This is a genomic window from Pseudoalteromonas galatheae, assembly GCF_005886105.2.
GTDB lineage: Bacteria > Pseudomonadota > Gammaproteobacteria > Enterobacterales > Alteromonadaceae > Pseudoalteromonas > Pseudoalteromonas galatheae.
The window spans coordinates 1,471,772-1,487,151 of record NZ_PNCO02000001.1 but is presented as its reverse complement, the minus strand read 5'-3'; the positions used below and the strand labels follow the sequence as shown (position 1 = coordinate 1,487,151).

General features: G+C 43.1%; 11 protein-coding genes. All 11 read right to left on the bottom strand.

Going from position 1 to position 15,380, the window contains the following annotated elements; translation table 11 throughout:
- Positions 1–88 precede the first annotated feature (88 nt).
- The 11 genes from CWC29_RS06490 to CWC29_RS06440 all read right to left on the bottom strand — a co-directional run bounded on the left by CWC29_RS06490 (position 89) and on the right by CWC29_RS06440 (position 15,317).
- Complete coding sequence (locus tag CWC29_RS06490; RefSeq protein ID WP_138523874.1) at positions 89–2,410, bottom strand: efflux RND transporter permease subunit; 2,322 nt, start codon at positions 2,408–2,410, stop codon at positions 89–91.
- Complete coding sequence (locus CWC29_RS06485) at positions 2,410–3,411, bottom strand: WD40/YVTN/BNR-like repeat-containing protein (protein WP_235956640.1); 1,002 nt, start codon at positions 3,409–3,411, stop codon at positions 2,410–2,412. Before CWC29_RS06485 ends, CWC29_RS06490 begins: the two co-directional genes overlap by 1 nt.
- 78 nt (positions 3,412–3,489) lie before the next feature.
- A complete protein-coding gene (locus CWC29_RS06480) occupies positions 3,490–4,857 on the bottom strand; it encodes a DUF1329 domain-containing protein (protein WP_017218691.1) in 1,368 nt (455 codons plus the stop codon).
- Positions 4,858–4,868: 11 nt separating this feature from the next.
- Positions 4,869–6,968: a DUF1302 domain-containing protein gene (locus CWC29_RS06475; protein ID WP_128728253.1), complete on the bottom strand. Its 2,100-nt coding sequence runs from the start codon at positions 6,966–6,968 to the stop codon at positions 4,869–4,871.
- A 249-nt stretch (positions 6,969–7,217) separates the two neighbouring features.
- Positions 7,218–7,439 (bottom strand): DUF2835 domain-containing protein, encoded by a 222-nt coding sequence (locus CWC29_RS06470; protein ID WP_010604628.1) that lies wholly within the window; start codon positions 7,437–7,439, stop codon positions 7,218–7,220.
- Entirely contained in the window at positions 7,440–10,025 is a 2,586-nt protein-coding gene (pepN, locus tag CWC29_RS06465) for an aminopeptidase N (RefSeq protein WP_138523876.1), read from the bottom strand. It lies immediately after the preceding gene.
- 135 nt (positions 10,026–10,160) lie between these two features.
- Positions 10,161–11,642, bottom strand: a complete 1,482-nt coding sequence (gene nhaC / locus CWC29_RS06460) for a Na+/H+ antiporter NhaC (protein WP_128728255.1) — start codon at positions 11,640–11,642, stop codon at positions 10,161–10,163.
- Between the two features lie 225 nt (positions 11,643–11,867).
- Entirely contained in the window at positions 11,868–13,904 is a 2,037-nt protein-coding gene (prc, locus tag CWC29_RS06455) for a carboxy terminal-processing peptidase (RefSeq protein ID WP_138523878.1), read from the bottom strand.
- A gap of 10 nt (positions 13,905–13,914) precedes the next feature.
- Entirely contained in the window at positions 13,915–14,565 is a 651-nt protein-coding gene (gene proQ / locus CWC29_RS06450; RefSeq protein WP_138523880.1) for an RNA chaperone ProQ, read from the bottom strand.
- A gap of 15 nt (positions 14,566–14,580) precedes the next feature.
- Positions 14,581–14,859, bottom strand: a complete 279-nt coding sequence (locus CWC29_RS06445) for a hypothetical protein (RefSeq protein WP_010371557.1) — start codon at positions 14,857–14,859, stop codon at positions 14,581–14,583.
- Positions 14,859–15,317, bottom strand: a complete 459-nt coding sequence (locus CWC29_RS06440; protein ID WP_128728258.1) for a GAF domain-containing protein — start codon at positions 15,315–15,317, stop codon at positions 14,859–14,861. Before CWC29_RS06440 ends, CWC29_RS06445 begins: the two co-directional genes overlap by 1 nt.
- Positions 15,318–15,380 lie beyond the last annotated feature (63 nt).

Below are 15,380 nucleotides of genomic sequence, written 5' to 3'. Positions count from 1 at the left end.
TTCAAGCTTTTCAGCTGTTTGCTCATCTATTCACAAAAAATAGATATAAATCGCCAATACCAAATAAAAAGGAGCACAATTATTCACATTATTTTTTCTGGTCAGACCAGATGAGCGTTCCAATTGCCGGTAAAAGCAGCACAGCACCCAGCATATTTACCAAGAACATGAAGGTTAAAAGGATACCCATATCAACCTGGAACTTAAGCGCAGAGAAAATCCATGTGCTTACTCCAATAGCCAGCGTGATACCAGTAAACAGTACCGCACTGCCTCGTTCAGCAAGCGCATTTCTATAGGCCGCAGACAACGGCATACCTTGCTTAAGCTGTCCCATCATTGAGGATAGAATATAAATGCCATAATCGACACCTATTCCCACACCCAAAGCAATTACCGGTAACGTCGATACCGTTAAACCGATTTCAAGCTGCACCATAAGCGCTTGAGCCAGCGTTGATACCACATACAGAGGTAGTACCACTGCGATAGTCGCTCGAACGCTCCTAAAGCTCGCTAAGCATAACAGGATCACGGCACCGTACACGTATATCATCATAGGGACCTGTGCCTCAGAAACAGATTCATTTGTCGCCGCCATTACACCGATTGGACCAGACGCCAACTTAAAGGCAACGTCATCAGTTCCCTCTTCTTCTGAGAACGCTTTGATCTTTGCAATCACATGGTCGATAGATTCCGCCTTATGATCTTCCATAAAGATGATAATAGGCATCACCGAACAATCACCGTTAAGCAGTCCTGAGCTTGTCTCTACTCGAGAGGTAGCTTGAACTAGAGAAGCAGTATTTCTTGGTAACGTCTGCCATTTTAAGTTACCTTCGTTGTACCCAGCATTAACCGCTTGTGCAACAGAGCTCAAAGAAACTGCCGATTGTACACTGGCCAAATTTTCTACGCGCCATTGGAAACGACTAATACGCTCCATTGTATCGTGCTCAGTACAAGCCGCAGGTGTCGCTTCGACAATGACCTTTAAGATGTCAGAAGAAATGGCATAACGGTCTGAGATAAGAAAAGTGTCTTGGTTGTATCTGGCATCTTCATGTAGCGCCGGTGCACCAGCATGTAAATCACCAATACGCATCTTTTCAGATTGCCAATAGCCAAATGCGAACAGTACTGCACTGATAAGTAAGATAATTCTGGCTACTTTTTTGTCTGTGGTTTTCACCAAGCACTCTCGCATTGCCTCAAACATACCATGGCTGGCGTTTTTACCATCACCAAGTCGTTTGATATTTGCGGACTCAAAGAACGACGCCATCACTGGAAGCAGTATCAAGTTGGTAAAGATGATAACCGCAACCCCTAAACTGGCAGTAATAGCAAGTTCACGAATAATGCCGATGTCGATTGCCAGTAAGGTTAAGAAGCCAACGGTGTCCGACAGTAGAGCAATACCACCAGGGATAAGTAATGCTTTAAAACTCGCTTCAGCAGCCACTTTACAGCTTACCCCTTCCGCTACTTTTTTACCTATCGCGTTGATCATTTGCACACCGTGACTCACGCCAATGGCGAACACTAAGAAAGGCACCAAAATAGACATGGGATCAACACCAAAACCCAAAGTACTGAGTAAACCCATCTGCCAAATCACAGCAATAAAAGAACAGGCGATAGGTAATAAGGTTAGCTTAAAGCTCTTACAAAACATCCAAACCATAATAAAGGTAAAAGCAATCGCTAATGCAAAGAAGAGCACTACGCCTTTCGCGCCATCAGCAATGTCACCAGCCATCTTTGCAAAGCCAATGATATGGATACTCACCTTATCAGTGCTAAGTGGCGCTCTGACCTCAGATTCTAGTTTTTGCGCAAAAGCTAAGGTATCAAGTTTCTCTTGAGTTTGCGGGTCGGTTTCCATTAACTGTGCGGTTACCATGGCACATGAATAGTCGCTTGCAACCATACGACCCACAACTTTTGCTTTTTCAATGTTCTGCTTTACAACCGCTAGGCCTTGTTCGGTGGGTTGGAAATTAGCAGGAATAATAGGCCCACCAGCAAAGCCGTCTTCCACAACTTCAACAAATCTTGCACTAGGAGCAAAGATTGAGTTTACCAATGGGCGATTAACGCCCGGAATAAAATAAAGCTGATCATGCACCGCTTTTAGCTGAGTGAAAAATGGCTCATTAAAGATGTCACCATCTTTATCACAAACAGAAATAAGAATACTATTTGCACCACCAAACTGTTTTTCGTGCTTCAGGTACACCTTCATGTATTCATGATTTAGTGGAATATTTTTGTTAAATGAGGCATCGAGCTGAATTTGTGTGGCTTTGAAGCCCAAAAATACCGTCGTCAGTACGAAAAAAGACACGACGCTAATACGATGCCTAAAGATGGCGTATACCAATTGATTTAAAAACGCTTGCATTAGTTGTTCACCTCTACCTCAGCAATCCCCTGCTCCGTCGCTAGAATTAGCTGATTCTTTTTAACCACACCTGCTAAAATAGAGTGGCCATTTTTTAGTTGTTTTGAGGTTAGCTTACCTGCTTTCAACGTGAATATTACGCCGCTGTTAGCAAACATATAGGTCACATTATCTTTGTGGGCAATGCTATTTATTGTCGCTGTTTTTTGAGTATCGAGCTGTACTATTTGCTGTACATTGCCAATAAATGCGTTGCCTCTAAGGCCCGCAACAATAAGTTGGTTGTCAGAGGTTTGATCAACAGCGAAAAATGATCCGCGATAAAAAGACTCAAATTTTTGCCATGTCTTTCCCAAGTCATCACTTTGTGCCACAAGTCCCATTTCACCGGCAAGGTACATCATGCCTTCGGCGATTAACAGACGATTAAAATGGGGAAGAATAAACGCCGTTTCTTGTTCGTATGCCGCGGGGTCTTGCTCTTTTAAATCGGCTAAATAGTCGACATCGTCGGGGTGAACAAATTCACTGATAAAACGTTTTGTCCAGGATTCACCACCGTCCGTGGTTTCAAAAAACATTCCATAAGCGCCCACAGCAAAGCCGTGTTGCTGGTCAATAAACTCAATATCAAGACAAGGCTTTTCCAATGTTGGTAGATATTGTTTTAGCGCCCATGTTTTACCACCGTCTGTGGTTTTGATTATGCTGGCGTCGTGGCCACACGCCCAACCAATATCTTTGCCTTTGAATGTCACAGAGGTCAACAGTGATTGAATTGGCACCTCTGCCTGCGTCCAGTTTTGCCCTTCTTGTTTAATAATTATTGTGCCGTGTTTACCTACCGCAATTAACGCATCACCGTTATCTGTAATATCTGTGAAAAGCGTTTGCTCTGGGTGAGCGACCATCAGGGCTGATTTTGCTGAAATCTGATCGCTACTTTCGGCTACTGCTACATGCGCCATAGTTAAAATCGAGGCTGCTACTAACTTCTTCATCATGAGAAAACACTCGAGTTGTGAGAGGAAAGGAGGAAGAAGGCTGAAGCGAGGTTGCTTCAGCCTGATAATATTTGATTAACGGCGACCCTCACGGCGCAGCGCACCCTGAGTAAACTCGTTATCGTTGAAAGACTGACTGAAGTCGTACATGTCTTCTTCGTTATCTAACCCAATCGCAAGGTAGCGACGAGAGTTTAGATCATGATAGACATCCAACGTACTCCAATGTGTCGGCACTTCGTAGTAATTAAGACCATGTGCCATCGCGACGCGATACATCTGATCACGGTTATCATAGATATCCGTTACGTGGATTTGCCAGCTATCTTCATCAATATAGAACACACGCTTTTTATAAATATGGCGAGTGCCTTCTTTCAGGTTAGCTTCGACTACCCATACACGGTGTTTTTCATAACGTACGTGTTCAGGGTTGATGTGGCCAGCCATCAAGATATCATCATACTTCAACTTGTCACTATGTAACTTATAGCTGTTGTAAGGGATATACATCTCTTTTTTACCAACTAGTTTCCAGTCGTAGCGGTTTGGAGAGCCGTTAAACATGTCAAAGTCATCTGTTGTACGTAAGCTATCTGACGCAGTTCCTGGTGCATCATATGCAACGTTTGGCGCACGTCTTACACGACGCTGACCTGCGTTATAGGTCCAAGCCTGGCGAGGTGTCAGAATTTGGTCCATGGTTTCATGTACAAGCAGTGCCGTACCAGCAAGACGTGCAGGCTCTGTCACTTGCTGCTTAAACTTAAACAGGATATTTGACTCTTGTAATGCTTCAGGCGTTGCGTCTGTTGCAGAGTACTTAACCAATAACTGCTCATCGAAACCAATAATGTTATAAGCACCTGACTCCGTCGGCATCGCTTGGCCACCGAAACGTGCAATCGACAAGCCACGGAAACGCAATAGGTGGTTCCAGATAGCTTCTAATCCATCTTTTGGCACCGGAAACGGAATACCGATAGCAGTATTTTTAATGCCGTTACCACCTTCGATAAGCTCTGCTGTAGATGCATATTTCTTCGTTGCATCGTACACAAACTGTGGATAAGAAGCGCTGCGTCTAGTTGGGTAAATGTTCATTTTGAACGTTTCTGGATACGTTTCAAATAGTGCAATTTGACCTGGGCTTAGCAGTGACTTGTATTTATCTAAATTTGATTTATCAATTGTGAACAATACTTTGTCATCAGCAAATGGATCTGGATGGTGCATGCCCACTTCATAACCAGCTGGCGGCGCTGTGATCCCACCATTCCAAGCCGGAATGCTGCCATCAGCATTACCCGCTTTCTCTGCACCGATAGGCGTCAAGTCTTTACCTAAACGTGCAACTTCGTCAGCGCTCATTTTAGCCATAGCGCTGCTGGCAGACAGCATTGTAATTATTGTTGCTGCGATAAACGTAGGTTTTCTAAACATATCGAAAGCCCTTAAATTGAATACTTAATGTTGAATGAGATGAAATCACGGTCCGCAAAGGTATTCGTCTTACCACCACCCCAAAACGTGTTATAGCCAAAATCAAATGACCACGAATTTAGGTAGTTAAAGTTAAGATTAATGCCTAGCGATTTACGATCCTCAATGAATAAGAACATAGGATCTGGGGTGATACCGTTAACATCATGTGAGAACACTACGCGTGGAGAAAAATTCACACCACTGAATAGGTTGTTATACTCACCCTTAGCAATAAGGCGATAGCCCCATGCAGAAGCCGACGGGAATGGGTTGGTTTCTGGACCATTTGAAACCGCTTGGTGGATAAGATTGTAATCTCGGCCTGAAAGCCCCTCAATCGTGCCACTTCGGCCAGTACCTGAAACATTCAAACGAAGTTCATCGTACTCTGGCATGTCTTTGATGGTAACAGCACCTACTTCACCAACCACTGCCCAGCTATCTGCACCTAGCGATGGTCCGAACAAATGTGTTGCAGTAAACTGTGCTTGAATAGTGTCTCGCAAAATATAACCTTGTGCGACTTCACCAGGACCCACATAAGCGATATCGTCCCCTTGACTAAGCTGAGATAAACCAGCCAAATCATCACGCAGACCCGCAGCGGCTAACTGCTCAACCATACCTGCGTAAAGTAGTTCAACGTCATCTATCTGCAGTGGTTCATCTTGTCTATATGCCACTTCACCAGCAAATGCGGTTTCACCAATCGCAGTATTAAAACTTAAACCATACAGCTTGATGTCTTCAGGGTAGGTAATTTGCGCTTGAGTAAAGGCGTTTAGGTTAGTGATATTATCTGCCGTAATTTGGTTCTGTGCGATATAAGCTAAGTCAGCCATAATCGCTTGACCTGTAAAGTTAGAAGCTTTACCAGAAATCAAAGGTCTGCGGCTATGGTAATTAATGTAATACAAACCAAATTCAGTGTCGTTTAGCTCTGGAGAGAAAATACCTAAGCGTAAACCGTACTGACCACCATCATCAGGTTCGCTCTTACCGTTATTCCCTTTTCCTTTAAGTGCCACTCTTGTCGGATAAGCCATATACATGGAAGCTGCGGCACTACCCACAGCCTCAGCTGTTGGTACTACGCCTTGCGCAACCAACGCGGCCGTCGCATCAGCATATAAGCTGTTTAACGCATCCGTTAAGTGATATAAATCGATATCAGGATTTGAGGTAAAACCAAGCTGAACATTTTGCATATAACCATTTTCAGATGCAAAATCATTGGTTGAGAAGTAACTACCTGTTGCCGGCAATCTGGTTTCATGCCATTGATACTGATAAAAACCTTCAAGGTTGACGTTTTCAGACAAACCAATCGACGCCCAAAGCATACCTACAGGGATAAAGGCTTCTTTTACTTCAGAGCCAGGCGCTTTCAAACGGTCAATATCCACTGGGTTGACGTTAATGCCATGGGAAATAAGCGTACTTTCACCCCAGTTAACTACTTGCTGACCTAAACGCACTGAGAGCGGGTTTTTGCCATCATTGAGGTCAAAATCTGCCCAAACAAATGCATCTAGCAAGCGTAAATCAGAACAGACTTGTTTTCTGGTATCGTCGTCTTCACACGGGTCAACTTTTTTGCCTGAAACAGGGTTGCTATACGCAAAATCCCCATCTTCCATTGCAAAGTCGTAGAAATACATGAAACGAGTGAACAAACCATAGTTATCTTTGGTAATTGCTAAATCATGGGTACCTTTTATCAACTGAGAGAAAGTATCTCCAGAGTCAAAATTTAGGTTACCAGCATCACCATTATTTGAATAGGCCCCCTGTTGTGACCAGATTTGTGACGAAGAATAGATGGTGTTGCCAGTGGTTGCTTTATAACCATCCCAGTTAAACTGTGGATGATTACTTTTACCGATGAAATCAAAGTTACGATCTTCAACGCGAATGCTTTGACCATAAGAAAAAGTCGAATCGAAGGTAATTTCGAAATCACCAACCTCAAAACTGGCCGCGTGTACTGACGTGGCGGCAGCTCCCATTACTGCCGCGCTAAGACCGAGCATGATTTTGTTTTTCACAAAGAGCGATCTTTTTATCATTATTTCTCCCCCTTTTGGCGGGTCATGTCTAGAGCTTAAGCTCTTAGAGTTATTGTTTTTTGTTGTCTAAACGATAGAAGCGAAACCGCGAAAATACAAATACTGCTCCACTAAATCAACGCTTTTTCGCCTCTAGGGGCGTATTTTACTCTTGGTAAGACGTCCTACCAGATAATTTATAACACGTATTTCAAGCTTATAACAAACTCATTTAACAAAAATAAAATATGTTTTGCAGTTCTACTTCGATTAAGTGACTTTTTCTAACGATAGAAACTTATTGCTATCATCCAAGATGAGACGGAATCTGCCCCTGATCCCAATTGATGAAATAAAGGGGCGAATACGCTCTGCGGGGAAGCGAATACTCTTCCCCCCATCTTCAATCACTTGCACTGAAGTATAGTGCCCGTAGTAGTAACCGAGGCACTTGTCGTAGCTCAGATCCATGTAAAAGAAGTACTCTTTCATCTACTGCGCCAGCGCCTTCTCTACCTTTTCATATAAGTCGTCGCTCAAGCCTTCTAAGTTAGCCAAACGGCTCAACTGCGCGCGCATCAGCTGTTGGCGTGTTTCATCATAACGCTTCCATGACATGAACGGCGTAATCATACGAGACGCATTTTGTGGATTGATACTGTTTAGCTCCACTAGTAGGTCTCCCAATAACGCATAGCCCTTACCATCTGTACGATGGAATTGCGCAGGATTAGTTCTTGCGAAGCTTCCTATCAATGCGCGAACACGGTTAGGATTGCCTTTGTCAAAACAAGGATGCGCATAAAGCGTATTTATATTCGATATCACCTCATCATTAGGTAAGCTTGCACTTAATGCAAACCATTTGTCCATGACTAGACTATCGTGACGCCATTGACTATCAAACTGACTGAACAAACTTTCCATCTTTGTGTGCTGGGCGGCGACAGCCGCTTTTAATGAGCCCAGCTTAGTGGTCATATTGTTTGATGAAAATTGACTATCGAGGGCGCTGTCAACACTATCAGAGTCTGTTTTCGCTAAGTAATAAAGCGCTTTATTTTTGAAGGCTCTGATCGCAACATCCTTTGCTTCTAGTGAGCCTGAGTCTTGTAAAGACAAATAAGCGAGTTCAAACACCGATTGGAGTGATTGTGCAATTTGCATTTCAAATGCATCGGAAATTGAAACGAGCTTATCTACTGGGATAATTTCAAATTGACCGGCTAGCGTGTCGAATGTAGGTAAGGTCAAAAGCTCAGCCAGTAGTGCAAGATCTCCTTCTAACGTTTCCACTAATGAGGACAACGCGCCGAGGACTTTTGAATCCAGTTCGTTATCACCTGACGTAACCGCTCGCTTAACTTCAATCATAAAGATTTGCTGTATTGCTTCCCAACGAGCGTAATCACTCCGCGCAAAACGCAATATGTGTAATAACTCATCAATGCTGTAGCGGTATTCCATAATCACTGGTGCTGAGAAATCTTCAAGCAATACAGGAACCGGCTTGCTTGTAACTCCCCCAAACTCAAACCGCTGTTCAAATTCAGTAATATCTAACGCTCGTTGTATGTCTCCGTGCTTCGTTACCAAGGGGATGCTTTCACCTTGCTCATCCAAAAGCTCTAGCTTAAATGGAATATGCAGTGGCGCGTTCACAGGGTCGCAATCAGCATGGCGTTGGCTCACCGTAATTGCATATGTTTGAGTCTGTTTGTCATACTCGGTTGCCACTTTTACTCTTGGCGTACCAAATTGCTCGTACCATAGTTTAAATTGCGTTAAATCGACACCAGAGGCGTCCATCATTGCATTAACGAAATCATCACACGTCACTGCTTGTCCATCATGACGTTCAAAGTAGAGCTTCATCCCTTTTTGGAAGTTCTCTTCCCCCAGCAAGGTATGCATCATACGGATGACTTCAGCGCCTTTGTTATAAACAGTCACGGTATAGAAGTTATTCATTTCAATAACTTGCTGTGGCCTTATTGGATGTGCCATTGGTCCCGCATCTTCCGCAAACTGATGCGTACGCATCGCCATTACTGCGTCGATACGGTTTAGGCCTCGAGAACCTAAATCGCAGCTAAACTCCTGATCTCTAAATACGGTTAGGCCTTCTTTTAAACTAAGTTGAAACCAATCTCGGCAAGTGACCCGGTTCCCTGTCCAGTTATGGAAGTATTCATGTCCAACTATCGATTCAATAGTGTGAAAGTCTCGGTCTGTCGCAGTTTCTTGGCTTGCCAACACACAGGCACTGTTAAAAACATTTAGGCCCTTGTTTTCCATTGCCCCCATATTGAAAAAATCAACTGCGACAATCATGTATATATCGAGATCGTATTCCAAATCGAACCTTGTCTCATCCCATTCCATGGCTTTTTTTAGTGACGTCATAGCATGGGGAGCTTTATGTAAATTGCCTTTATCGACAAATAGCGCCAACTTCACTTCTCTACCCGATTTAGTGATGTAGTTGTCTTCTAATACATCAAAATCGCCGGCAACCAAGGCAAACAAGTAGCTTGGTTTTTTATGTGGATCGTGCCATTTTGCAAAATGTCTACCATCACTTAGGCTCCCTTCTTCGACTTTATTACCATTTGAGAGTAAGTAACGATACTTTGATTCACCAATGATAGTCACCGTGTAAGTCGTCAATACATCCGGTCTATCCATGAAGTAGGTGATTTTTCTAAAACCTTCTGCTTCACATTGCGTGCAGTATGCGCCATCAGAGAGGTATAAGCCTTCAAGCGACGTATTCGTTTGCGGTGAAATCTTAGTGACAATTTTGAGCTCAAAAGCCTCTGGCAAGTTAGAAAGGATCAATTCAGAATCGGATTTTTCAAGGCTTTGCCATTCTGTACCATCTACCTGACAAGACACCAACTCTAAGTCGACACCGTCCAATATTAATTGTGTCGCATCGCTCACAGCGACAAACTGACTTACCGCAGTCACAATGGTATTTCTTGGGCTTAACTCAAAGGTCAAACAAAGCGCATCAACGGTATGGCTTGGTGCAAGGTAATCTTTAAGAAATTTAGCTTGTGGTTTTTGAGTCATATATAGTCCTTACAAAAACGCCCCAAAAAGGGGCGAGTGATAAAACAAATTCGATATCGCCAACTCTAAGGATAGGCGTTTTATTTCTATTTGACCTGTTGGAAAAGGCCTGAGCAAGATTGCAAATGCGCTACTTTACGCTCGGCCTACTTTCTCATTTGGTTCTTCCGCGTTTACCGTTGGTGGCGTAATCTTGAGGATCTTGATACCGAGATACGCGTAGATAACAGCCAGTACAGGATTGATCAAGTTAAAGAACGCGTACATGGCATAATCAAACGGATTGATCAGCAGTACACTTTGCATATATGCGCCGCAGGTGTTCCAAGGGATCAGTGGACTGGTGATTGTGCCACCATCTTCCAGCGTACGAGAGAGGTTTACACTCTTCAAACCGCGCTTTTTGTATTCTTCTTTGAACATACGGCCAGGGACAACAATCGCGATGTACTGATCCGCTGCAACTAGATTTGTACCAATACAAGTTGCAATAGTCGAGGCAATCAGTGAACCCGTGCTTTTTGCAATTTTAAGAATGCTACGTACGAAGACATCAAGTAAGCCAGTTTTTTCCATAATGGCACCAAACATCAATGCCGTCATCACCAGCCAAGTTGTCGTTAGCATTGATGACATGCCACCGCCACTTAACAAGTCGTCCATTTTTGCATCGCCTGTTTGCAATGCAAAACCATCAAAGAAAGTCGCCCATACTAATTTCACATAACCTACTAATTCACCTTGGCTAGCGTCAATTTGGCTTGCAATTAGGTCACCTTGGAACAGCACTGCCCATATAGCCCCAATCACCGCGCCAATTGAAATCGCCGGAAAAGCGGGCATTTTCTTGATAGCAAGACCAAGCAGCACCAGCAAAGGAACTAGCATTAATAGATTAATGTTGAAATTAGTTTGCAGTATCGACACTATTTCATCTATTCGCCCCGCTTCGCTTGACACTTCAGCATTAAAGCCCATTACGATAAATATGATGAGTGCAATTACGAAGCTCGGCACAGTAGTCCAAAGCATATGTTGAATATGATCAAACAAATCACTACCTGCGACCGCAGGCGCTAGGTTTGTGGTTTCAGATAGTGGGCTCAACTTATCTCCAAAGTAAGCACCTGAAATCACTGCACCCGCAGTAACGACTTGATCTAAGCCAAGCCCCGTCGCCACGCCTAATAGCGCCACACCTATGGTTGCAGCTGTTGTCCACGAGCTGCCTATACTCATCGCCACAATTCCACAAATCAAACAACTCGCGGCATAAAACCAACTTGGATTGATAATTTGCAGACCATAGTAGATCAGCGTAGGAACGGTACCGGACAATAGCCAAGTACCTATTAAAGCACCAACCATCAGTAAAATGATAATAGCGCCAAGAGAGATAGTTATCCCCTTGATCATCGCTTCTTCAAGCGTCTTCCACGTAAAACCATTTTTTAGGCCAACAAGCGCCGCAGTGAATGTTGCAAAAAGCAAGGCTATTTGGTTTGGACCCGATGATGAACTGTCACCGTAGAGGTACACCGCAGCACCTAGCAAAGCGACCAACAAAGTGATCGGAATAAGAGCGTCAATAAATGACGGCTGTTTTTGTTGTTTCAAAAGGAATACTCCTACGCACGACGACCCATGCTTATAATTATTTTATTTGCAGTATACCGCTTTAAGCCGTTTTGAGTAGCAAGGTTGCCAGTGGTCGAGCCACGCACCATTCTCAAAAAGCCTCAAAAGAGTATCAGCTTAGAAAATCTCGCAGATGATAACAAAATTTGTTAAGTAAAAGTAAGAGTAAAAGAAATAATAAAAGGCGCTTGAAGCGCCTTTTATTTATTTTTTAACTTCGTTTTTGGCTATTCGCCCGTATGAAATTAGGTCCTGCGTGATCAGGGCTGCCTCTTCAAGGTACGGGTCTAATTCCGAAATAACCTCTGGCGTATCGTCCAAATCTTTAACGGGCTCTAATCCTAGACGCTTCAACCTTTCATTTGTCCGCTTCAATACCAGATCATCACGATCTTCGCGCTCCTTGATACGTTCAGCTTCAACTAATGAAATCGCCTTATCGTCTTTACGCGCTTTGTATTCTTCAATGTCTTTATAAATATATTCGAATTCAGGCTCAACTTTTACTCGCTCATCATGGCGTTTACTCAAGTACTGAATGGTTGGCGACAAGTTATCTAAACTCGCATATTTTGCACGAACAATACTATCCCAAGGTAGTGCGTTATCCTCTTGGCTTTCTCCCCACTCTTCAGGATTGATTGCCGATGGTAGCAAGATATCAGGGATCACGCCTTTATGTTGTGTACTACCACCGTCGATACGATAAAACTTCGCAATCGTGTAAGTTACACTCCCTAAAGGGTTTTCGAATAAATCGTAATTTTTACCCAGGCCACGATGTTGTTGCACGGTACCTTTACCAAAGGTTTGCTCACCAATCACTACAGCTCGGCCATAGTCCTGCATCGCAGCAGCAAAAATTTCGGATGCTGATGCACTGTAGCGGTCAACTAACACAGTCAAAGGTCCATCGTAGAAGGTAATGCCATCTCTATCTTGTTGACTTTCGACACGATTGTAAGCGGTATGGATCTGAACCACTGGACCTTGGTCAAAGAATAAACCGGATAGCTGGGTTGCTTCGTAAAGCGAGCCACCGCCATTTTGGCGAAGGTCAATGATAACCCCATCGACTTTGGCTTCTTTAAGTTTAGCGATTTCAGTTTTTACATCTTGAGAGAGATTATTGTAGAAACTCGGAATTTCTATCACGCCTATTTTACTTTGTAGCTCTGAATATTTAGCTTCAAAGACAGAAGATTTAACTGCGCGATCTTCTAATTTTACTTTGTCACGAACAATTTCAACGACTTTAGGCGTTCCGTGGCTATCAGTACCTTTAAGGTATTGAAGTCGAACCTTGGTTCCCTTAGGACCTTTGATCAAATCGACCACATCATCTAAACGCCAGCCGATAACGTCTACAAATTCTTTATCATCTTGTGCTACGCCGATGATTTTATCGTCCGGCTTAAGTTTTTCAGTTTTGTCCGCGGGACCGCCAGGGACTAAACTACGTATCACGGTGTAATCTTCATCGTAACTTAACACCGCACCAATACCTTCAAGCTCTAGGTCCATATCCATTTTGAACTGTTCGGCACGGCGTGGCGAGAGATAGGATGTGTGCGCTTCAATGCTACGTGCAAACGCATTCATAATAACTTGAAATGCATCTTCACTGTTCGTTTGCACTAGACGTTTTTGCGCGTTTTTGTAGCGCTTGGTAAGAACTTCTTTGATCTCTTCCCAATTTTTGCCCGTCAACTTTAAACGCAGCGCATCAGATTTAACGCGCTGGCGCCAATATTCATCAAGTTCACTTGTCGCGGTTGCATAATTTTGCTCTTCTCTATCAAAAATGAACTCATCTTTTTTATCGAAGCTCATTTCTTTGTCGAGTAAGTCAATAGCAAAATCATAGCGCTCAAAACGACGCTTCATGCTTAGATTAAACATATCGTAAGCAAAACCCAATTTTCCTGAGATCAATGCATCATCAAATTGTTTACGATATTGTTGAAAACTATCGATATCCGACTGTAGAAGCAAAGACTTATTAAAGTCGATGGCTTCTACGTAACGATCGAAGATTTTATCCGATAAGCTGTCATCAAAGCTGAAGCGTTTGTAGTGTTGTCGAGTAAATAGGTTAGTCACTCGTTTACTAGCCGTTGTATGTTGCGCTTCAGGTTTAAGAACCGGCAAGTCCTTAATAGTGACTGTGCTTGTTGAGGCTAAAGTAACACTCGATACGAACGCGGCGACTAGGGAAATGAGTGGTAACTTTTTACTCATATACAACTCCTTACTGGATATATAGGCTATCTGCTTTAGTTTTGACTTGCATTCCTGTTACAAGCTCTACGTGCACTTCATCATTTTTGACTTCAGTGATGGTAGCGTTAACAAGCGCTTGGCCAAGTTTAACTTTAACTTTATTATTAACCTTGACCTGTTCAGCCGGTAAAGGTTCAACTTTACCACTGCGCTTTGGTTTAACTTCAGCAGGTTTATTACTCATTTTAGGGCGCTTTTGGTCTTGACGATCCCTTGAGTAAGGTTTCTTTTTGTAAGATTTTGTTTCGCCATCGCGATTGTTTGGACGCTGTGGCTTTTTGCGCTTAGCCATTTTTGCACGACTCTCAGCCAATGCTTTTTCTGCGTGTTCAACGTGCTCTTGCTCAACCTTTTCTGCTTGATTGCCGTCTAGGTCTACGCGAAATTCGTTCTTGGTAACTGCTTCGAGATAACGCCAGTTTGAAGTGTATTTACGAAGTGCTTGACGTACTTGAGTTTTACTGACTTTATCAGAGCCCTCAATTCGTTCAGCGATATCTTTAAAAATACCGACCTTTAGTGGCTTAATCCCATCCTTTTGCTTGAAGCAATTAGGAAATTCTGAAAATAAGAAGTCTAATACTTCATTTGTGTCTTTTAGCTTGTTTGTGGTTTCCATTTTTAAACCTATTAATTACATCTGCTCATCGAGCGACGAGTTTATATAGTGTGTAACCCAGTCAATTAGCTCTTCTATATCTGCTTCAAGAAGCGCTAAATCACCGCGAAGATGTTCCCAAATACCTTCTATGAGCCTATCTATTGTGTCACAGTCTAAATCTTCGGGAAGCAAATCCCAGGCGTGATGAATAAGCTCATTTAAGCGTTCTGCAACAACTTCTTCTTCGCCTTCCCAATCACCGACATCGGCGTAGGAAAACAAATAATCTTGTACCTGAAGCATATCTTTCATTAAAGCGTTTCCTCAAACGCTTTAACTACCGCTTCCAATCCGATTTTATCCTGCTCGTCAAATCTTGCCAGACTGGGACTGTCAATGTCTAGCACGGCAATCACTTTATTGCCTTTAAAAACAGGGATCACGATTTCTGAATTTGATGCCGCGTCACAAGCAATGTGACCAGCGAACGCATGAACATCCTCAACCAATTGCGTTTCACACATCGCAGCTGCTGTGCCACATACCCCTTTACCGACGGGAATTCGGATACATGCAGGGTTACCTTGGAACGGCCCAAGAACCAACTCTTCAGCGCTATCCATAAGATAAAAGCCTGCCCAGTTGATATCTTCAAGGGTTGTAAATAAAAGCGCACTCAAGTTTGCCATATTGGCAATCACATTGTGTTCGCCACTGATTAGCCCCTGAGCTTGTTTAACTAAAGTCTGATAAAAATCTTGCTTTTGCATTACCATCAAATTCACGAATTGAACGACAAAAGCTAAAGGTACTCTTTCGGAGAAACAATTAAA

Excerpts from the sequence above, each read along its gene's own strand:
- CWC29_RS06490 (WP_138523874.1), bottom strand. The coding sequence starts at position 2,410 with ATGCAAGCGTTTTTAAATCAATTGGTATACGCCATCTTTAGGCATCGT.
- CWC29_RS06485 (WP_235956640.1), bottom strand. The coding sequence starts at position 3,411 with ATGAAGAAGTTAGTAGCAGCCTCGATTTTAACTATGGCGCATGTAGCA.
- CWC29_RS06480 (WP_017218691.1), bottom strand. The coding sequence starts at position 4,857 with ATGTTTAGAAAACCTACGTTTATCGCAGCAACAATAATTACAATGCTG.
- CWC29_RS06475 (WP_128728253.1), bottom strand. The coding sequence starts at position 6,968 with ATGATAAAAAGATCGCTCTTTGTGAAAAACAAAATCATGCTCGGTCTT.
- CWC29_RS06470 (WP_010604628.1), bottom strand. The coding sequence starts at position 7,439 with ATGAAAGAGTACTTCTTTTACATGGATCTGAGCTACGACAAGTGCCTC.
- pepN (WP_138523876.1), bottom strand. The coding sequence starts at position 10,025 with ATGACTCAAAAACCACAAGCTAAATTTCTTAAAGATTACCTTGCACCA.
- prc (WP_138523878.1), bottom strand. The coding sequence starts at position 13,904 with ATGAGTAAAAAGTTACCACTCATTTCCCTAGTCGCCGCGTTCGTATCG.
- proQ (WP_138523880.1), bottom strand. The coding sequence starts at position 14,565 with ATGGAAACCACAAACAAGCTAAAAGACACAAATGAAGTATTAGACTTC.
- CWC29_RS06445 (WP_010371557.1), bottom strand. The coding sequence starts at position 14,859 with ATGAAAGATATGCTTCAGGTACAAGATTATTTGTTTTCCTACGCCGAT.
- CWC29_RS06440 (WP_128728258.1), bottom strand. The coding sequence starts at position 15,317 with ATGCAAAAGCAAGATTTTTATCAGACTTTAGTTAAACAAGCTCAGGGG.